We start from the raw sequence: 19,056 nt of genomic DNA on the forward strand, positions 1-19,056 counted from the left end.
AAGAATGTCCGTAGAACTTGTTGATATTGCCTCGGAAGAGGATGATTTATTTGAACATTACCGCATCGTCGCCGACAAAGGTCAAAGCCTGATGCGGCTGGACAAATTCCTGAATCTTCACGTAGCCAACGCTTCCAGGACAAAAATACAAAACGGGATCGAAGCGGAGGCCGTAAAGGTGAACGGCCAGCCGACGAAGGCCAGCTACAAGGTCAAGCCTTTGGATGTGATCACGCTTTCGCTCCCGGAGCCTCCGCGCGACACGGGAATTGTGCCGGAAGACATTCCGCTGAATATCGTGTATGAGGACGACGTGCTGATGATCATCAATAAACCGGCTGGAATGGTTGTTCACCCGGCTTACGGCAACTGGACAGGCACGCTGATCAACGGTTTGGTATATCACTTCCAGCAACTGCCAACCGGCAGGAACGGTGAAGGTCGTCCCGGACTGGTGCACCGTATCGACAAAGACACATCCGGCTTGCTCGTGATCGCGAAAACCGAATTCGCCATGACTTTCCTGGCCAGCCAGTTCGCCGATCATTCAATTGAACGAACCTATCACGCATTGATCTGGGGTGAACCCAAAGCCGAAAAAGGAACCATAACCGGGCACATCGGGCGCAGCGTGCGCGACAGGCGCGTCATGGACATATACGTAGACGGGAGCCAGGGCAAACATGCAGTGACGCATTACGAGGTTATTAAACCGCTTCGCTATGTGTCGCTGATTAAATGCAACCTCGAAACCGGTCGCACTCACCAGATACGCGCGCATATGAAGCATATTGGCCACCCGATCTTCAATGATCCGATGTACGGAGGCGACAAGATCCTGCGGGGTGTTTCGAGCGGCAGTTACAAGGCGATGATCGAAAACGGATTCAGCCTCATTCCGGGACAGGCATTGCATGCAAAATCATTAGGTTTCATACATCCAACGACGCGGCAATGGATACAATTCGACACCGATCTGCCGGAAGGTTTCCAGGCCATCCTCGAAAAGTGGGAAAACTATGTGAACTCTCAGTAGGAAATAGTATATTCTCGATTCTTAACCTTTCTAATCAATAAAACGCTTATCATGAATATCTCGACCAGGCAGGGAACAGCTGAGGATATACCAGCAATTTTTGAATTGGTAAAAGAGCTTGCGATCTACGAACGGGCCTTGAACCAGGTGACCAACAATGTTGATAAAATGACCCGGGATTACAACGAAAAACTGTACGACTTTTTCGTTGCCGAAGTGGATTCGAAGATCATCGGGCTTTGCCTGTACTACTATCGTTACTCGACCTGGAAGGGAAAACGGCTTTACATGGAAGATATAATCGTAACCGAATCGATGCGTGGTAACGGGATCGGTAAGATTTTATTTGACGCAACGGTGGTTGCCGCAAAAAATGTAGGCTGTACGGGAATGATGTGGCAGGTGCTCGACTGGAATACGTCGGCGGTTAATTTCTACCGCAAATACGGCACCAATTTCGATAATGAATGGATTAACTGTAACCTGGATTTTTAAGCGATTACAGGCATAGTTAGGGGTCGGACCGCGTAGGTCGAACCGCGTAGGTCGGACCGCGTAGGCCGGGCCGCCCGTTGTCATTGCAACAGGTCCGGCCTTCTTTCCTTGGTTCTTTTGAGCGATTGCTCGTAACGCCACTCCTCGATTTTCGCTTCATGCCCCGACATGAGGATCTCGGGTACTTGATGCCCTTCAAAATCGGCCGGGCGGGAATATACCGGAGGCGCCAGGAGATTGTCCTGAAATGAATCCGTCAACGCGGAAGTTTCGTCATTCAAAACACCGGGAATAAGGCGAATAATGGCGTCTGAAAGTACAGCGGCGGCGAGTTCTCCGCCCGAAAGTACGTAATCCCCAATACTGATTTCTTTGGTCACAAAAAGGTCACGCACACGCTGATCGACGCCCTTGTAATGCCCGCATAGCATCATCAGGTTTCCTTTTAACGAAAGCTGATTCACCATTCGCTGCTGCATTTGCTCGCCGTCCGGGGTGAGGTAAATGATCTCGTCGTATTCCCTTTCACCCTGTAATGCGCGAATGCAGCGCGCGATCGGCTCGATCTGCAACACCATTCCGGCACCGCCGCCGAATGCGTAATCGTCTATCGTACGGTGCTTATTAGTCGAGTAATCGCGGATGTCGTGGATTACCACTTCCACGTGATTTGCCTGCTGCGCCCGTTTCAGGATGGAATGCGCGAAAAAGCTGTCGAGCAGGTTCGGAACGCAGGTCAATATATCAATCCGCATCATCGGGAATGCTTTCTGATGAGTTATCGAGATAAACTTCCAACAGGCCCTCCGGCAGGTTTACCAGCAGCGATTTAGCCTCCTTATCAGCTTTAATCACAATATCATTGGCTGTTGGGATCAGCACTTCCGAGCCCTGGTAATCCATCGCGATCAGGTCCTGACCATTCAAAGCATACACTTCGCGCACCACACCAAGCTCGCCTTTCGTTTCGTCTACCACCGTGAAACCTTTGATTTCATGATAGTAAAACTCGTCATCACCGAGCTCGTTCAGTTCTTCCAGAGGCAGGTAAAGCGAGCTTCCCACGAGCGCCTGTGCTTTTACGATGGTGTCAACATCCTCGAAGGTCACAATCGCATTGCTTTGCTTCTGCAAGTTGATGTCTTCGATAAAATAAGGCACCAATTCGCCTTTGATTTCGATATAAACCGTTTCCAGGTCGTCATATTCGTCCGGATAATCCACATCCAGATAAATCACCACGTTGCCGGCAGTGCCGTGGGTCCGTACGATATAGCCCAATAAATAACAGTTGTCCTGTGTCATTTGCGGGATTTAATATTTTAGTTCTGTATAAAACAATATGAGTCTGTGCGGAATACCGACAGACCCATAAAGCATGTATGTAACATTAAATTATTCTGCTGACTCTTCTGCGGCCGGAGCTTCTGCTGCTGCATCCGTTGCGTCGATAGCAGCTTCGTCGGTAGCAGTTTCTTCAACCACTTCTTCGCTAGCTGGCGCTTCTTCCACAGGAGGAGCATTTTTCTTGGCGATCGCCTCAGCACGAGCGTCGTTAACTTTACGTTCAGCGTCGAGTTTTGCTTTCTTGTCAGCCTCTTTCTGCGATGCCAGTGTATCGGCAGCAGTCGCTTTACGATCTGTTTTCGAGCCTTTCCACTCTTCGAAACGTGAATCTGCAACTTCTTGCGAGATAGCACCTTTCAAAACACCTACTTGCAAGTGCTTGCGGAGCAATACACCTTCGTGTTGCAAAATTGAACGGGCTGTATCCGTTGGCTGAGCACCTTTCAAAAGCCAGTCAACTGCTTTGTCTGATTCCAAAACGATGGAAGCAGGGTTGGTACCTGGGTTGTAGATACCCAATTTTTCGATGAAGCGACCATCACGTGGTGCTCTGGCATCTGCGACTACGATATCATAGATCGCTTTCTTTTTGCGTCCCCGACGCGCTAATCTTATTTTAACTGCCATTTGTGAATTTGTTATGGTTGGGAGCTCGTCCCGTAATTAAACAGGGTGCAAAGGTACGCAAAACTTTCCTGTTTTTAAATATAGGCTAACAAAAAAGGGAGACAATTTCTTGCCTCCCTTTTCGGTGTATTTCCCTAAACTACTAGCGGCGGAAACCAGCCGGGTAAGTAGAGCGGATTGTATTGTTAGGCAGAATCTTGATCTCAACACGACGGTTGGATTGAAGACCTTCCACCGTTGTGTTTTCTGCGATCGGACGATATTCACCGTAGTATTCAGTAATGATACGGCTAGGATCTGTCAAACCAGCACGAACCAGGAAGCGTTTTGCTGCATCCACACGACGACGTGACAGGGATACGTTGTAGCTGTCGGAAGCACGGGCATCCGTGTGACCTACGAGTACGATGCGGCAGTTGGTGCGCATGTTCAGGAGCTCAACTACTTTGCTAAGTGTTTCTTTCGATGGGTTGCGGATGATAGCCTTATCGGTATCGAATTCAATGTTACTGAACAAGGCTTCGCATTCGTCTTTCGGCAGGTTGTTTTTGATAGCGTCACGGATGATCTTGTCGATATCCAATGCTACCCCACCCCCTGAAACGATACTACCAGCAGGTGTATTCGCTTCTTTGTCGAACAGGTCGGCTACACCGTCACCATCAGAGTCAGTATAAAGACGTGGGTCAACCGGCTTAGGCATGTTAGCTTTCGCGATTGAATCCGCATCGTTCATAGTCGGGTTGTAAGGTACAGGGATCAGCTGTTGTGGGTTAGCCCAACGCAGGTGGTAACGACCTGCGGCTGCATCGTATTTGCCATCTTTTGCTCTTACCGCATTCTTACCAAGCTTGTAGGTAAGTGCCAGTGACAGCATTCCGTAAGCATCGTTTTTCGAATCACCTTTTGCAAACGTCCAGATTCCCTGTTGGCTATCGTAGTCGCTCAATCCTCCAACAGTCGCATCCAGCTTCTCTGTATTCACAAAGTTATGGGTGTAATCCAGACCAAGGTCGAACCGTGAGCTAAGTTCGTAGTGAACGGTAAAACCAACCGGCACTACCCATTCGCGTGTATAAGTGGATCCGTTTCGTTCCCATTTACCAGCTGTTTTCGAACTGGCATCGGTGTTGGTGGAGAAATGTTTTTCAGGACCTCCTTTGGTTACGTTGGTGTAGTCTACGTCCGTGTGGTAGTAAATGATACCACCTCCCAAATGCGCATCTACTTTCCAACGGCGCAATTTGTTGTAACCGAGCAGCAAACGGTTCACGTTAAGTGTTCCGTCCAATGTCAATTGAACAAATGATGGGCTGTTGAAAGTGGCACTGTAAGTATCACCGCTCAGCGAGCTCTGGTGATTGTCCTTGGCTCCCTGAAGACGGCCGTTGTAACCCGTCAGCTGGATACCCCAAAGCGGCGAAAGCTGCTTGTTGACTGAAAGCCCCCAACCACCTGTTAATTCTTCCCGGTCTCCACGCTTGAAGCCATTGTACTGGGTCAAATCTCCGAAGAATTTTGTAATACCTCCGTAACCTGTGATCGACCAAGTATTCATTTTGTTGGGTCCATCATACGTGCGATTTTGAGCGTACGTATTGTAACTCAGGAGGGTAGAACAAAGTAAAGCAACGTAAAGATTCTTTTTCTTCATGGGAAACACGCGTTATGTGATTCAATTCAAATATAGCATTATAAACAAATTCAAAAATCAGAAAAAAAGCCAAAGCCTATAAGCCGGATTCTGTCACTTCGATCGGTTGCCCGATCTCCGCTCCTGCCATTTATCCAGGATTCCGGTCACCCGGAACCTCTAACGATCTACCCGTGCCGGCGTCCCCGAGGGAACAGAGACGAGTAGCCCCATTAACCGACACCTATTTGATCTTTCAGCCCGTAAGGTTTACCATGCATTCCCTGTCACCAGGGAACCGGTGGGCTCTTACTCCACCTTTTCACCCTTACCGAGGCATACAAAAAATATGCCAGGGCGGTATCTTCTCTGTGGCACTTGCTGTCAACGGACCGTCGCCAGTACGTTGCCTTCCCGTTAGGAAGTACGGCACTCTGTGCTGCCCGGACTTTCCTCCCCGGTTTAAAAACCGCAGCGGCAGGACAGCTTAGACCTTTCCTCTGACCACAAAGCTAAGAAATACTTTCTTTCGATCAGCAGTCAATATACCATAAAAAGTAAAAAAAGATGGCACTCTGGCTGATTTTTGTACAAATTTCTGATCAGATTCCTTTCAATCCGTCGACTTTCAAATTCACTTTTCCAGTCGCAAATACAACAGAATAAAGATGTTTCGGAGTGAGGTAAACCTTATCGGGCACAATATCGGAAAGTATTCCCTTTACAACTACACCTTCGGTGACTTTGTAGTTAGCAAGTGTTTTCTGGATGGTATTTTTTGCGTCGGCAATCTGGCCGCCAACCGGAAACACCATCCGCTTTTCCATCATCCTGCTGAACTGTCCCTGCAAGAGCCAGCCGGCTGTCCGGACGATCGTACTTTTGGTATCCAGGTCGTAATCAAGGCCTTTGAGCGACAACTGCTGCGTGGCGGGATCATAGTAAGGGGTTCCCTTTAAATAAATATCGCCGCTAATGCTGCCTTTCAGCCCGGCTTTGATCACCAGCCGGTCGTTCTGCCCGTACATCTCAACGGAAGTAACCTCCACGTTATACTTTCCGCTCAAAAACGAGAACTTCTCGCCGGCAAACTGCCTGGTAGCCAATTTTGCCGCGTCTTCATACGACACCAGGCTGATCAACCCGATCTTGAAGTCGTCCTGGACCTTATCCACAATCCGCAAGTCGGGCAGCTTCTGTCCAGGCGCCACGGCGGGTTTCACTGCCGACGTAATAGTTTGCGTATAACCTTTAATACCAATGACCGAACGGAGGATATTATTTTTCGCAAGTAAGGGCGTCATCTCCACACCCGTGGGCACGATCACCAGCCAAGTATCATATTCCTTAGCGAGCATAACCGGCTGCCTCGCGATGTTCCAGGCCAGCTCCGCATTCTTTTTGAGTGCGAGGTTCGTTGCTACCTGCTCGTCGATGGCCTCGGTGATCTTATCAAAATTCTTGTTCAGCATACGGCTCACCATTCCCTTAATGGGGATATTGATGCCCGCCACGCGGATGTTCGGTTCGCTGAGCCAGTCGTAACTGTCAACATAGGTTTCCGATTTAATCTGCCACGACGGCGTAATGCCTATTTTGGAAATCAGCCGAATGCGGATTGAAAACTCGGTATCTTTGTATCCCGACATCGTCATGCCCAGCGGACTGACCTTATACCCGGCACTCACCCAGATTTTCAGTGGTACTTCAAATAGAAACGAAGAATCGATCGCGACGACTTTGATAGGACTGATCTTCCACACCTTCGCTTTCAGGTTGTCGTTATTCTCGTCCTCGTAACTGTCGTCGTCGTAGATCAACCCTTTGATCTGGTTGTTGATCTGCTTTTCGATTTCCGCAACCGGAATCTCGACCGGTACGTTCAGCACCGACAAATGTTTCTCGTTCTGGATCTCCTTATCCGAATATTTGTATTCTTCCATAGGGGCCTTAGGGGAGGTTTTTTTAGAACCGCAGCTCCAAAAAACAACGGCTGCCAGCGCGATTACCAGAAAATAACCGCGCCTGACGTATACATTACTTGATTTTGACGAGGGTTGCACCGTATCCGAATTTCTCTTTTAATGCATCTTTAAAAAATTGCACATGCTGGTTCTTTCCCAGCCTGCGGTGCAGCTCATTTTTCAAAGCGCCGCTGCCAGCGCCATGTATAAACGTAATTTCGTCCATTCCATTGGCAATGGCCGATTCGAGGTTACTCTCGAAAATATCCAGCTGCTTTTTCAGTATCGCGTCACTGGACAGGCTTTTGTGGTTGTTAACCAGCTTTTCGATATGCAGATCGACCACCTGATCGGGTTTGGGAAGGGTGTTTTGCTCCGAAACCGGTTGACCAAGCATACTCGCCTTGATCTCCCCTGCGATATCCTCCGAAATACCGGGCGACTCGCGTTTCAGATTTTCTTCATCCAGCTGATACACAAAGCCATCCTTCGCCAACACCGGCACTTTGCCTTTGTTTTTGTAAAACGACTGGGCACGGCAACGAATACGTTTGTTCAATGCGACGGGCAACTGGTGATTGCCTTCGCGGAAATACAATGCATGAATGTCGAAAACCGGCCACGACTCGAAATCCTTCATCAGTACTTCGGTCAGCTTTTGCGAAGTGCGCGGTTGCAAAACGCCGGCAGCGAGGCCGGTAGTCACCGATTCGGAAGCCGCTACGGCTGTGAATGGTAATATCCAGTCGGTATTGTTAATGACGTGAACAGTCAATGAACGGTCGTTCACGGAAATGAATGCCAGGTAAATACCTTTTTCTGCGAATGGAGCATTGCGCGGTACGATCACATCCGCACGTGCCGCCACTGTCTTCGGTTCTTCGGGCTTGACCATTCGTTGCGATTCCACAGGCGAAATCGTCACAATCTCGTTTCTGAGAACGGGAATGCGAAACCCGTCCTCGATCTCGATTTCCACCACATTACCAGGCAAAAAAGCGTAAATAACCCCCTCTTCCCTACCGTGCACCAACCGTACTCTATCTCCGATATTCATAGTAAATATTGCTTTCCGATCAGATGAACCACTTTTCGATTCAAATAATACTGTTAAAAATAAAATGGTTTGAAGTCCACGCCTTTCCTGCTGATCTGCAATGCAGGGGCTGGAATTTTGATGGAATTGGCCAGGAAACCCAGCGTCTTAACAAACTTGCTCCGCGTTTTGATCTTCGTGAGATCGATATCCAGCGATAAATAATATTGCCGGTAAGGCCGGTAACCCTTTTCAATGCTTACGTCTTTCTGAGCCGAGACCATATTCTGGATACCATAACCTACTGAAAAACACAGCCAGGCAGGCCAGTCGGAGCCCTTAAAAAACGACCTGGGGCTGGCCGAGAACCAGTAAGTCTGCCCGTTATAATCTTTCAGCCATCGCTCCGACCAGGTGCTTCCGAGCAACTGGGGCCTTACATGCGCAAGCGAAGTGTAGTGAAATGAAAACTTGGGCTGAATGCGAACCTCATCCCACAGCGCTACCTGGCCGAGGTATAATGCCGAACCCGTAATGTTCGCGATCATGTCCCCGGGCGAAAAACCATAGTCGGGCGAAAAGCCGTCGAGAATTTCGATCGGTGTTTGAAAAATAATCCCGGAAATGGCGCCATAAACCAACATCTGCCGTTTCGAAATACCTGTTTTTTTATACAATGCCGCAGTATGGCGGGCAATCTGGTAAGATGTGTAAAGGTGCCCCATTTTGTCCATTTGTAACCACTCGCGGCTGTCGTCTTCGATCGTGAATTTGGTCAACGGATTTTTGTACCACGATTTGCTCAATCCGTAAATGGTACCCAGGTAAATGGCCGACTGAGCGGCAAAAATACCACGGAGCATTTTGTAGTTGGGCCTCACCTGAGATACGGTGTCCCGAACAAGCGTGTCCCGGACAGGCGTGTCGCGGACAAGCGTGTCGACCGGCGGCACCTGCGCGCACACGGGAGACAGCGTTCCAGCCAGGAGGCAAATCAGTAAACAATGAAGAGTAAAACGCATTCGATCACACCGGGACCAGACATTAATAACCGCCATGGTATTTTCTAAGTCCCCATTCCGCTCCCAGCAATATCACGATCAGGAAGAACAGCCATTTCAGATAGATCAGCTCGACCATATCTTCGGTACTGTCCAGCCTGTCGGCCGGGCGGTCATTTTTAAGTTTTTGAATAAATTGTTGAAGTGATGCAGGCGTCATGAATGTTCCTCCCGACCGCCTCGCCAGATCGCGGAGCATTCCAAAATCCGCTGTGGTATTGCTCAGTTCGAGGTCGGCGTTGCGGATCACAAACTGGCCCGAAACACGTTCCTCTTTACCTTTCATGATCGTCGACGCCGCGTACCGGTAAACGCCATCGGCAAGCCCACTCACATTGAAACGGGGGGTCTCCTTCGAATGGGTGTAGGTAAATTGTTTGCTTTTACCCTTTTCATCCACCAGTTCCAGCTTCACTTCCTGACCAAAAATCGGCTCGTAAATATCGTTGTAAACTTCCGTCTGAAATGCTACCTGTTCGCCGGCCTCAAACTCATTGCTGATCGGGTACACCCGAAATTTCCGGCGGTCCTCCTTCACAGAAAGCACCTGGATCAGCTTCTGAAAAAGGTTATCCACTACTTCCTGTTTGCTTGTCTGGGCAAATTCCTCCTGTCGCCATTGCCAGATCCCCTCTCCTGCCAGCACGGCCGTTTTCTGATCACCATTGGTGTTTAAAACCAGTAGCGGCTTGTTCGTATTAAGCGTTCCTACCTTCTGGAAAAGGATTGTTTCCGTGCCCGAGGATATATTGTACTCTCCAAAAGGCACCGACAGCGGTGGAAGGCGTTCGAGCAATTTCAGGCTCTCCGCATCCAGATTTAGTTGTGAAAATGCAGGATTGAACCGCGCTGTAACCTTATCCACCTGGTTGTTGGCCGCCACATTGATGAACAGCGACCGGTTCAGCGAGCTCGCCAGCGGCACCGCCGATTGATTTCCCAGGATAAAAAACAGCGGCATTTTCGCATCCAGAAACTTGCGCACCTGTGCATTACCCAACCCGAGCACATTCGGGATCTGGTGCAGTATCACGAGGTCGTAAGGCTTAGTATTGGCCGGTGGGTTATTGGCAATGGATAAAATATTGATATCCAGCTCATAGTTATCGTTCGCCTCGATCACACTCCGGATACTTTTGATGTCGGGATGTGGTGCGAGCGCCATAAGCAATACCTTCTGGCGGCCATCGATAATGTCGATGTAAACATCCTTCCGGTTATTCCGGCCGGATGTTTCTCCCGAAACTGCGCCCAGCTCTATCGTATAGTGCTGAACACCTTTCTGGGCGGAAGATGTTTTGAAGTCGAATGCCTTGAAGTATTCCGCACGGTCGATGACGACGGGCTGGCTTTGGATCACACGCCCATTTTGCTTTAAAGTAATCGTCGTGCTTTTGCCTTGCAACCCATTCGCTCCGACCTCAGCCCTGACCGGGAACTCGTTGCCCAGGTACGCGATGCGGTTACTCACCACATCTTTAATCCGGATATCCAGCTTTGGAACCGAATCTCCGACTGCCAGTGCATTGATCCTGAACGGATAACGATTATAGGTGGGCGATATGCCCTGGTTCACGATGCCATCCGACAGGAGTACGACGTCCGTCACGTTTCGGCCTTCAAAATTGGTACGGACCGTTTGCAGCAGCCCTGCCAGGTTGGTGCTATTCTGATTGAATGCAATCGAATCCACATTCTTCCCGGCGCCTCCGAGCGATTCAATGCTTACTTCAAATCCTGAATCGTTCAGCTCGCGGGAAGCGGCTCTCACCAGCTCCATCGCTGCCTCTCCGTATTTACCAACAGATTCCGAGTTGTCGATCGCGAAAACGATCTTGGCCTTATCGACCGACGTTTGTGAACGCCGCACGAGCGGGCTCAGCAAAAGGAAGCAAATCAGCGCGACTACAATGCCACGCACAGCGGCGAGCGCGTAGTTCAGTTTCTTACCCCAGGCCGGTTGCGGCTGATACAGCAACCAGGCGTACGCCAGGCCCGCAAGCACGCAGAAAATGATGAACCAGTAAGGGGTTTGGAATATGAGCTCTGACCGCATGGATTGGGATTCAATAGCTGGCGATCCTACAATATACGGCGAAACCGCCAGCTATTTACTAACGAAGAAAGACTCTATGTTAACATACCACCGTCGACCTGGATTACCTGGCCGGTAATGTAGCGCGACATGTCCGAAGCGAGGAATACGCAGGCATCCGCCACTTCTTCGGGCTGGCCTCCGCGCTTCATCGGGATAGATTGTTTCCAATCGTCGACCGCCTTGGCATCGACCGCGTCGGTCATTTCAGTTTCGATAAATCCGGGCGCTACTGCATTTGAGCGGATATTTCTTGAACCCAGTTCCAGCGCGATAGATTTGGTAAAGCCGATGATACCGGCCTTCGAAGCAGCATAGTTCGACTGACCCGCATTCCCACGTATACCAACTACCGATGTGATATTGATAATCGACCCGCTTTTGGCACGGATCATGGATTTCGTAGCAGCTTTGGTAACGTTGAAAACCGATTTCAGGTTGATGTTCACCACGGTGTCCCATTGCTCTTCACTCATGCGCATAAGGAGCCCGTCACGGGTGACGCCTGCGTTATTGATGAGCACGTCGAGCTTGCCGAAATCAGCAATAACATCGGTAACGAGCTGATCTGCCGCCTGAAAATCGGACGCGTCCGAGCGGTAGCCTTTCGCTTTTACCCCGAACGATTCCAGCTCTTTGGCCAAAGCCTCGCCCTTTTCGACGCTGGACAAATAGGTAAATGCGACATCAGCACCTTCCTGAGCCAGGCGCAACGCGATCGAACGTCCGATACCCCGCGAAGCTCCCGTTACCAATGCAACTTTATTTGCTACTAACTTCATAAATAGGATTAGAATCTGTCAAAATGTATACTGCCGGCAAAAATAGGATATTGGGGAGAGACCGGCAAATAAACGCCCTATGGTACTTTATCACAAAATGATGTAATATTCAGGCAAAATACCTTCTCCAACAATTTAACTTACACTAACATGAACACTACAAATGCCCAGAAAACCTCCGGAGCCTTCATTGCCGCGTCATGGATCGCATTGGGCGTAGGAATGGCCGGCTTCATCATCGGCCTCTGGCGGTCGGAAATGCTGCTGAGCGAAAAGGGATATTATTTTACGGTATTAATGTACGGGCTTTTCGCAGCGGTGTCAGTCCAGAAGAGCGTACGCGACCGGCTGGAAGGCGTTCCGGTGACGGCTATTTACTACGGTATCGCCTGGTTTTCGACCATCCTCGCCATTGTGTTGCTCGTAGTGGGCCTCTGGAATGCGACATTACTGCCGAGCGAAAAAGGCTTTTACGCATTCGCCTTCCTGTTGGGCATCTTCGGCGCTATTGCGGTTCAGAAAAATACCCGCGATACGGCGATTTTTGAAACCGGCAGCTCATTTTCCAAACCTTCTGATCATTGATGCTGTTAAGCCTTTACGTGTAAATTTTTGAAATAAAAACTCAGGTAATGGCAGAAACAATCAAAACAGCCCTGATCACAGGCGGTTCAAGGGGAATAGGATATGGTATTGCCGAAGCGTTGATCCGCGACGGGATCTATGTGGCAATTACGAGCCGGTCGCAACAAAATGCCGACGAAGCTGCACTAGCTTTGAACAAAATCCGTGCGGGTCACGCACTGGCTATCGAATCAGATGTAAGAAATCTGGAATCCCAGGAAAAAGCGGTGCAAACCGTGCTCGACCAATGGGGCCGGCTCGATTACCTGATCGCGAATGCGGGTGTCGGCCATTTCGCGCCGATTCACGAACTAAGCGCCGAATTGTGGCAGGAAACCATCGATATTAACCTCACAGGCGTGTTTTTCAGCGCGAAAGCGTCCATCGCTGCATTAACGGAGTCGAAAGGTTATTTTATCAACATCGCGAGCCTGGCAGGCACCAACTTCTTTGCCAACGGCACTGCCTATAATGCTAGCAAATTCGGCCTCGTCGGCTTTTCGCAGGCTATGATGCTCGATGTGCGCAATGCGGGCGTGAAGGTTACGACCATCATGCCGGGTTCCGTCGCTACGGAGTTCAACAACCACGAGCCTTCGGACAAGGATGCCTGGAAAATCCAGCCGGAAGACATCGGCCAGATCGTGTCGGACCTGATCAAAATGCCTGCAAGAACATTACCAAGCAAAATCGAAGTCCGCCCCACTACACCGAAATAAGCTCGCATCAAATGTGATTAAGTTGTCCCCCTGAGCGAAGTCGAAGGGTATTTGCGAGATGCAAATAATGTTTCGACTTCGCTCAGCACGACAACAAGCGTCATTTTGCTCTTTTACACAACGTCTTTATATTTTATACCACTTGGGGAATGCATAAAGCGAAAACAGCAACCCGCACCCAGCGATCAGAAGGAGCGGTATTTTATATAAAATCAATAAGGTAAGGCCCACAAACCCAAACAGAAACACCTGCATCGCATTTTCCGGCAGTCCCGATCTTTTATAAAAATAGAGGTGTGAGACTATGAGGATGGTTAACCCGAGCACGTACAATTGTGCCACCTCCGCAAAGCCGAGGGCGCCACTACGCAGCACGACAAGCGTTTCGGGGACGATCAGGATCAAATGCGCCGTCACTACCCTGCCCCAACGCTTCCAGACCGGCACCGGCAGCGACCTGCCCCAAAGCCAGATTTCGCCTTCCCATTGAAACAGCTCGAACGAAAGGCCCAGATTTAGCAAATAGGCCAGCGACATGCCAACGGCCGGCATTCGGATGTCGTATTCGCCGGTGCTGTAATAAAGCATCGTCCCGGCGGCTACCAGCATAGCACCCAGTTTTCCTACCAACAAGGTAATCCCCCGCTCCCGCATCAGCCATTCCATCGACCAATAGAGCCACGACGTTGGCCTCCCAAACGGCCATTTGATCAGGCTTTTACCTTTGACAGGAACATACAAAACCGGCTTCCGGATGCGCCACTCAGCAAATAGCGCAAGCATGGCCGTTAAAATAATGTAGAAAGGAATGACCTGCCAGAGACGAGCCAGCAACTTTTCCTGAATGGCGATCATAAAAAGGTAAACGCCGTAGTAAAGTATCGGTTGAAGGAAGCCTAATGCCTGCCCGACAAACCTTCGCGCACGTGTGAGCGCGGGCCATGTGCGGGCATGGAAAATGAACGTGTATTCAGGCAGCTTCCAGGTGTTAACTACGAATTGCGCACATAAAAGGCCATAAACCAGCCATATCCCAAAAAGAGTGAGCATTCCATAAGTACCAGTCAGGAAAAACAGGGCGAAAGCATGGTGCTCGTTGGCGCTCAAAAATCCGAAAAGCACGCCGAGCAAAACGAGGAACGTCCCCGCCCGCTGCCTGAAAAAAGCTGAAACGGTAGAGGTCAGCAGCATTTTCATAGCGCGTCGGTAGCTATGAGTGTTTTGTCTTTCAGCCGGAAACTTTGCGAAACGTGCAAGCCTTCCTGCTCGAAAAGCTGGTGCGAGGACAACAGAAATGTGACGCCGTTGCGGTGGTATTCCTTGATCAATCCGAACAACACTTCCCGCGCTTCGCGGTCGATAGTAATGAGCGGCTCGTCGAGAATAATGAGCGAAGGGTCGCCCAGAAATGCCAGCAGCAGGGATACTTTTTTCACCATTCCGCTGGAACAGCTCCCGAACGGATTTGAAAGGTAGTTGATCCCGAAAGCCCCGGTGAGCATTTCCCTTTGTTCGCGGGGGGCTCTTTGTGCTTCGGCTACGAAGGCAATGAGATCGGCAGGTGTCAAAAACGATGGATAGAGTGGTTCGGCTTCTCCGAGGTTGAGGCGCAACCGATATTCGACCGGATCTTTTTTAAGGTCATAACGCCCGTCGAGCTTTACAGACCCTTCGAATGGCAGCATACCGGCCAGCGTCCTGAAAAGCGTTGACTTACCTGCACCGTTTTCTCCCTGTATCCAGTAAATGCCTTTTTCAATCCCAAAAGACGGGATCGAAAGGATTTCCCGCTCACCATACCGCTGCCTCAGCTGATTGATTTCCAGTACCATATCGCGGGATGGCGGCTACTTATGGATGAATATTGAACTCGTCTTTCAGTGCCTGCAACGCTACGGATTCTTCATAACGGTAAAGATCCTTATCGAAAAGCGCATTATGGCCGGCATTCTGCATACTAATCCAGCTGTGGGTCGCGTAGGGATCGTAATCGAAATGCTTAAAGGTATGGCCCAAATTGTTCATATCGGCAAACCATTTAACACCCACATCGAGGCGGTCGTAAGCCCCGAATGCGGCACCTTTGCCGATGGGCATCGTGTCGTTCCGCGTTTTTTCGAGATCGATCATCGCTACATATTCATTGAGCCGGCATTCGGGCAACGGCCATGGCGCAGCGCGGTCGACCACCAGCTTGTACTCATGCGTGCGTGCCTGCGGGTAGGTGGCAGCCAGTTGCATCAGTTCTCCATAATCCGGCTTGTATTCCGTATATGTTTCAGAATCGCAGAGGCCCGCTTGCTTTGCGGGGCACACCCAGCATTGCCCGATGCTCCCGATACCCGATGCAGTGCCAATACCATTGACATATTCCCCTACCAGGTCGCCTTTGAAATACACATCGTTATGGATGACGAGCAAGTATTTCTGATCCGACTGCTCCCAGGCATATTGGTAGCGGACCGCATGCCGGTAACGCTTGAAATTCAACAAAAAATCGAATTTTACGTTTTTTGTCCAAAGCCAGACATTAGGCTTATAGTACACGATCTTATCCCCGAAATGATCGAAAATAAATTTGAAATTCGGCGGCTCGGGCTGCTTTGCTTCCTGTACGAAATAGATTTTATTGATCCATTGGTGTGAATGCTTCATGAGCGTCAGCAGTGTGATTGCCGTCTGGTACGGCTTGCCATAAGCATTGATTGCCACATCTACACATGCCTTCGGAGAGTTCGTCATCGTGTGTTCCGTTCGTTTTTCTGAAACAAGTAGCCAAAGGTTGCCATTAAATCAGAAACCATCTGTTGTTAGATTGAAAAATTTAGTAAGTGCCCAAAAGCCCCTGCAAGTGCTGCTTTTAAACTGTTACAGTGCAAATATTTCAAAATAAGGGACTTCGACCAACAGATCATATGAAATTTCATATTTTAATTGATCACAAATTTCGTGAGATGTATATTTGAAAAAATTTTAATTAAAGTCCCGAGATATTTTTAAAATTTTGCAAAATAGATCTTGCTACTCTAAACCCGTTATGCCGGATACCATGAAAACGAATCGTAGATCCTTCCTCCGCCTGTCGGCTTTTGCCCTCCCTTTCACGCGGGTAAACCAGTTGTTCGCCAAAACACCAAAGGCCGCCACTCCGGTGGCCGGTACCCCGGTGGCCGCCGCCCCGGTCGTTATTTCTACCTGGGACAGCGGGCAGATCTCGAACGCCGCCGCATGGCCGGTGCTGGAAAAGGGAGGTCGTGCCCTCGACGCCGTGGAACAAGCTGCCATCGCCATTGAAAACGACATCAACTGCTGCGTCGGCCTGGGTGGCAATCCCGATCGCGACGGTCACGTGACGCTCGACGCGTGTATTATGGATGAAAAATCCAACTGCGGGGCGGTAGCATTTCTGGAAAGAATTAAACATCCAGTTTCGGTTGCCCGCAAGCTGATGGAAACGACGCCGCACGTGTTCCTCGTGGGCGCGGGCGCACAGCAGTTCGCATTGGCCAACGGTTTCAAGCTGGAATCCGGCAAACTTTCGCCCGACGCGGCCGATGAGTATAAAAAATGGCTAAAAAAGGCTGAATACAAGCCGGTTGTCAATATAGAACACAAACAATCGAAAGGTCACGGCCCATTTGCACCGGCGCGCCTTGACAACGGAGACTTCAACCATGATACCATGGGGACCCTCGCATTGGATGCACAGGGCAATCTTTCGGGCATGTGTACCACCAGCGGCATGGGCTTCAAAATGCGCGGCCGCGTGGGCGATTCGCCTGTTATCGGTGCAGGACTTTTTGTCGACAATGAGATCGGCGCGGCAACCTCTTCCGGCCAGGGAGAGGAAGTGATCCGCGTTGCCGGGACGCATTTGGTAGTCGAGTTCATGCGCAATGGTTCTTCTCCGGAAGAAGCGTGCAAAAAAGCCGTCGAAAGGATTGTAAAACGCGACCCGGAGCGGGCCAAAACTTTCCAGGTAGGCTTTCTGGCCATCAGCAAACAGGGAGAAGTGGGTGCCTATTCCGTACAGTCCGGATTTGCCTACACCATTACCAGCGGCGATGGCAAAGGCAAGGTTGTGGCTTCCAAAAGCCATTTTGCGTAAACCCTCATTCAGCAGTATTTACCAAACACTTAACCATTCCAATGAATCTTAAATCCACAGCTATCCTTCTTGCAGGGCTGCTATTTGCTTCCGGATCGTATGCGCAGCAGCATTCGGAACAAAACCACTCCAAATACGTTGCGCCTACCGACCCGCTTGTGCAGCAAAAACTCTCCAAATGGCAGGATATCAAATTCGGCCTGCTGATGCACTGGGGGACGTATAGCCAGTGGGGCATTGTGGAATCCTGGTCGCTATGCCCTGAGGACGAAGGCTGGTGCGAACGCCGCGGGCCGCATTCGCACGACTGGTATGAGTATAAAAAGGCTTACGAGGATATTTCCAAAACCTTCAACCCGGTTAAATTCAACCCCGAGCGTTGGGCTAAGGCGGCCAAAGGTGCCGGTATGAAATATGTGGTGTTCACTACGAAGCACCACGACGGTTTCTCGATGTTCGATTCGAAATACACCGATTACAAGATTACCAATACCCCCTTCAAAACCAATCCCAAAGCGAACGTTACCAAGGAAGTGCTTGCGGCATTCCGCAACGAGGGCTTCATGACGGGTACCTATTTCTCCAAACCCGACTGGCACACCGACTCCTACTGGTGGCCCTATTTCCCGCCGAAGGACCGTAACGTTTCGTACGACCCGAAGAAACGTCCTGAGCTCTGGAACAAGTTCAAGGATTTCACCTATAACCAGATCGAAGAGCTGATGTCGGATTACGGCTCCGTCGACATCCTCTGGCTCGACGGCGGCTGGGTACGCCCGTTCAGCAGTATCGATACCACCATCAGCTGGCAGAAAACTATTCCCTACGACCAGGACATCGACATGGCGCGCATTGCCAAAATGGCCCGTTCGCACCAACCCGGGCTGCTCGTAGTGGACCGCACCGTTACCGGCGAATTCGAGAATTATGTAACGCCCGAGCAATCCATTCCCGATCATTATATGTCGATCCCGTGGGAATCGTGTATGACCATGGGCGACTCATGGTCTTATATTCCCAAAGAGAACTTCAAGTCGACGCAGAAGCTTGTTCACACATTGGTTGATATCGTCGCCAAAGGCGGTAACCTGCTCCTGAACGTGGCTCCCGGCCCCGACGGAGAATGGCACGAAGAAGCATACACGCGCCTCGAAGAAATGGGTAAATGGATGAATGTAAATGGTATTGGTATTTACGAAACCAAACCGCTGGCCCCTTACCGCGCCGGCAAATGGGCGTACACCAAAAAAGGCGCCACCACCTACGCGTTCTACCTCGCCGAAGCAGGCGAAAAACTTCCTGCCAGCCTGAAACCGGAAGGGCTGGAAATTTCCGCCAAAGCAAAAATCACATTTGCGGGTAATAAAAAGGCATTGAAAGTGAAGAACGGAGCGATTGAACTACCGATGAAGACTGTCGCCGAAGTAGGCGCGCAGCCGGCATATTTGTTTGTGATTAATCAAGATCCGATAGGAAAACGGCGATAGATTTGGTGAACTCGCCTAAAAAAAACGATCTTCACTTCCGAT

At 50.0% G+C, this 19,056-nt stretch carries 18 protein-coding genes and 1 other RNA gene; 6 read left to right on the top strand and 13 right to left on the bottom strand.

The annotated features are described in order from the left end of the window. Positions 1-4 precede the first annotated feature (4 nt). Both IEY24_RS21190 and IEY24_RS21195 read left to right on the top strand, forming a co-directional pair. A complete protein-coding gene (locus tag IEY24_RS21190; protein ID WP_188935798.1) occupies positions 5-1,036 on the top strand; it encodes an RluA family pseudouridine synthase in 1,032 nt (343 codons plus the stop codon). A gap of 51 nt (positions 1,037-1,087) precedes the next feature. Next, positions 1,088-1,531, top strand: coding sequence for a GNAT family N-acetyltransferase (locus IEY24_RS21195; RefSeq protein ID WP_188935799.1), 444 nt, complete (start codon positions 1,088-1,090; stop codon positions 1,529-1,531). A gap of 80 nt (positions 1,532-1,611) precedes the next feature. On the opposite strand, the gene trmD is transcribed toward IEY24_RS21195, so the two are convergent. The 10 genes from trmD to fabG all read right to left on the bottom strand — a co-directional run bounded on the left by trmD (position 1,612) and on the right by fabG (position 12,076). Next, positions 1,612-2,286: a tRNA (guanosine(37)-N1)-methyltransferase TrmD gene (gene trmD / locus IEY24_RS21200; RefSeq protein WP_188937279.1), complete on the bottom strand. Its 675-nt coding sequence runs from the start codon at positions 2,284-2,286 to the stop codon at positions 1,612-1,614. Then, complete coding sequence (gene rimM / locus IEY24_RS21205; protein ID WP_188935800.1) at positions 2,276-2,836, bottom strand: ribosome maturation factor RimM; 561 nt, start codon at positions 2,834-2,836, stop codon at positions 2,276-2,278. The genes trmD and rimM overlap by 11 nt, the downstream gene beginning before the upstream one ends. A 90-nt stretch (positions 2,837-2,926) precedes the next feature. Next, positions 2,927-3,505, bottom strand: coding sequence for a 30S ribosomal protein S16 (locus tag IEY24_RS21210; RefSeq protein ID WP_188935801.1), 579 nt, complete (start codon positions 3,503-3,505; stop codon positions 2,927-2,929). A 142-nt stretch (positions 3,506-3,647) separates the two neighbouring features. Continuing rightward, positions 3,648-5,159, bottom strand: a complete 1,512-nt coding sequence (locus IEY24_RS21215; protein WP_188935803.1) for an OmpA family protein — start codon at positions 5,157-5,159, stop codon at positions 3,648-3,650. Positions 5,160-5,222: 63 nt separating this feature from the next. Then, positions 5,223-5,632: RNase P RNA component class A (gene rnpB, locus IEY24_RS21220), an RNA gene on the bottom strand. 108 nt (positions 5,633-5,740) lie between these two features. Continuing rightward, positions 5,741-7,081, bottom strand: a complete 1,341-nt coding sequence (locus tag IEY24_RS21225) for a DUF4403 family protein (protein ID WP_188935805.1) — start codon at positions 7,079-7,081, stop codon at positions 5,741-5,743. 94 nt (positions 7,082-7,175) lie between these two features. Beyond that, positions 7,176-8,159 (bottom strand): Smr/MutS family protein, encoded by a 984-nt coding sequence (locus IEY24_RS21230; RefSeq protein ID WP_188935807.1) that lies wholly within the window; start codon positions 8,157-8,159, stop codon positions 7,176-7,178. A 53-nt stretch (positions 8,160-8,212) separates the two neighbouring features. Then, the gene (locus tag IEY24_RS21235) at positions 8,213-9,160 is read right to left on the bottom strand and encodes a DUF2279 domain-containing protein (RefSeq protein WP_229222812.1); all 948 of its coding nucleotides are present in this window, start codon (positions 9,158-9,160) and stop codon (positions 8,213-8,215) included. Positions 9,161-9,182: 22 nt separating this feature from the next. Then, positions 9,183-11,255: a VWA domain-containing protein gene (locus tag IEY24_RS21240; protein ID WP_188935811.1), complete on the bottom strand. Its 2,073-nt coding sequence runs from the start codon at positions 11,253-11,255 to the stop codon at positions 9,183-9,185. A 74-nt stretch (positions 11,256-11,329) separates the two neighbouring features. Beyond that, positions 11,330-12,076, bottom strand: coding sequence for a 3-oxoacyl-[acyl-carrier-protein] reductase (gene fabG, locus IEY24_RS21245; protein ID WP_188935813.1), 747 nt, complete (start codon positions 12,074-12,076; stop codon positions 11,330-11,332). A 150-nt stretch (positions 12,077-12,226) separates the two neighbouring features. Between fabG and yiaA the strand changes: the two genes are divergently transcribed. Continuing rightward, positions 12,227-12,661, top strand: a complete 435-nt coding sequence (yiaA, locus tag IEY24_RS21250) for an inner membrane protein YiaA (protein WP_188935816.1) — start codon at positions 12,227-12,229, stop codon at positions 12,659-12,661. A gap of 47 nt (positions 12,662-12,708) precedes the next feature. Continuing rightward, a complete protein-coding gene (locus tag IEY24_RS21255) occupies positions 12,709-13,419 on the top strand; it encodes an SDR family oxidoreductase (protein ID WP_188935818.1) in 711 nt (236 codons plus the stop codon). A gap of 126 nt (positions 13,420-13,545) precedes the next feature. Here IEY24_RS21255 and IEY24_RS21260 read toward each other — a convergent pair whose 3' ends face one another. From IEY24_RS21260 to IEY24_RS21270, 3 genes are read right to left on the bottom strand one after another with little or no spacing between them, the layout of a single operon-like run. Next, the gene (locus tag IEY24_RS21260; RefSeq protein WP_188935820.1) at positions 13,546-14,616 is read right to left on the bottom strand and encodes a hypothetical protein; all 1,071 of its coding nucleotides are present in this window, start codon (positions 14,614-14,616) and stop codon (positions 13,546-13,548) included. After that, entirely contained in the window at positions 14,613-15,251 is a 639-nt protein-coding gene (locus tag IEY24_RS21265; protein ID WP_188935822.1) for an ABC transporter ATP-binding protein, read from the bottom strand. The genes IEY24_RS21260 and IEY24_RS21265 overlap by 4 nt, the downstream gene beginning before the upstream one ends. Positions 15,252-15,270: 19 nt before the next feature. Continuing rightward, the gene (locus IEY24_RS21270; protein WP_188935823.1) at positions 15,271-16,161 is read right to left on the bottom strand and encodes a hypothetical protein; all 891 of its coding nucleotides are present in this window, start codon (positions 16,159-16,161) and stop codon (positions 15,271-15,273) included. 307 nt (positions 16,162-16,468) lie between these two features. On the opposite strand from IEY24_RS21270, the gene IEY24_RS21275 reads away from it, so the two are divergent. After that, a complete protein-coding gene (locus tag IEY24_RS21275) occupies positions 16,469-17,527 on the top strand; it encodes an isoaspartyl peptidase/L-asparaginase family protein (RefSeq protein ID WP_188935824.1) in 1,059 nt (352 codons plus the stop codon). Positions 17,528-17,568: 41 nt separating this feature from the next. Beyond that, the gene (locus IEY24_RS21280; protein ID WP_188935825.1) at positions 17,569-19,014 is read left to right on the top strand and encodes an alpha-L-fucosidase; all 1,446 of its coding nucleotides are present in this window, start codon (positions 17,569-17,571) and stop codon (positions 19,012-19,014) included. Positions 19,015-19,056 lie beyond the last annotated feature (42 nt).

This window comes from Dyadobacter endophyticus, from assembly GCF_014641595.1.
In the GTDB taxonomy this organism is placed as follows: domain Bacteria; phylum Bacteroidota; class Bacteroidia; order Cytophagales; family Spirosomataceae; genus Dyadobacter; species Dyadobacter endophyticus.

Coding starts and splice junctions, on each gene's coding strand:
- IEY24_RS21190 (WP_188935798.1), top strand. CDS start 5: ATGTCCGTAGAACTTGTTGATATTGCCTCGGAAGAGGATGATTTATTT.
- IEY24_RS21195 (WP_188935799.1), top strand. CDS start 1,088: ATGAATATCTCGACCAGGCAGGGAACAGCTGAGGATATACCAGCAATT.
- trmD (WP_188937279.1), bottom strand. CDS start 2,286: ATGCGGATTGATATATTGACCTGCGTTCCGAACCTGCTCGACAGCTTT.
- rimM (WP_188935800.1), bottom strand. CDS start 2,836: ATGACACAGGACAACTGTTATTTATTGGGCTATATCGTACGGACCCAC.
- IEY24_RS21210 (WP_188935801.1), bottom strand. CDS start 3,505: ATGGCAGTTAAAATAAGATTAGCGCGTCGGGGACGCAAAAAGAAAGCG.
- IEY24_RS21215 (WP_188935803.1), bottom strand. CDS start 5,159: ATGAAGAAAAAGAATCTTTACGTTGCTTTACTTTGTTCTACCCTCCTG.
- IEY24_RS21225 (WP_188935805.1), bottom strand. CDS start 7,081: ATGGAAGAATACAAATATTCGGATAAGGAGATCCAGAACGAGAAACAT.
- IEY24_RS21230 (WP_188935807.1), bottom strand. CDS start 8,159: ATGAATATCGGAGATAGAGTACGGTTGGTGCACGGTAGGGAAGAGGGG.
- IEY24_RS21235 (WP_229222812.1), bottom strand. CDS start 9,160: ATGCGTTTTACTCTTCATTGTTTACTGATTTGCCTCCTGGCTGGAACG.
- IEY24_RS21240 (WP_188935811.1), bottom strand. CDS start 11,255: ATGCGGTCAGAGCTCATATTCCAAACCCCTTACTGGTTCATCATTTTC.
- fabG (WP_188935813.1), bottom strand. CDS start 12,076: ATGAAGTTAGTAGCAAATAAAGTTGCATTGGTAACGGGAGCTTCGCGG.
- yiaA (WP_188935816.1), top strand. CDS start 12,227: ATGAACACTACAAATGCCCAGAAAACCTCCGGAGCCTTCATTGCCGCG.
- IEY24_RS21255 (WP_188935818.1), top strand. CDS start 12,709: ATGGCAGAAACAATCAAAACAGCCCTGATCACAGGCGGTTCAAGGGGA.
- IEY24_RS21260 (WP_188935820.1), bottom strand. CDS start 14,616: ATGAAAATGCTGCTGACCTCTACCGTTTCAGCTTTTTTCAGGCAGCGG.
- IEY24_RS21265 (WP_188935822.1), bottom strand. CDS start 15,251: ATGGTACTGGAAATCAATCAGCTGAGGCAGCGGTATGGTGAGCGGGAA.
- IEY24_RS21270 (WP_188935823.1), bottom strand. CDS start 16,161: ATGACGAACTCTCCGAAGGCATGTGTAGATGTGGCAATCAATGCTTAT.
- IEY24_RS21275 (WP_188935824.1), top strand. CDS start 16,469: ATGAAAACGAATCGTAGATCCTTCCTCCGCCTGTCGGCTTTTGCCCTC.
- IEY24_RS21280 (WP_188935825.1), top strand. CDS start 17,569: ATGAATCTTAAATCCACAGCTATCCTTCTTGCAGGGCTGCTATTTGCT.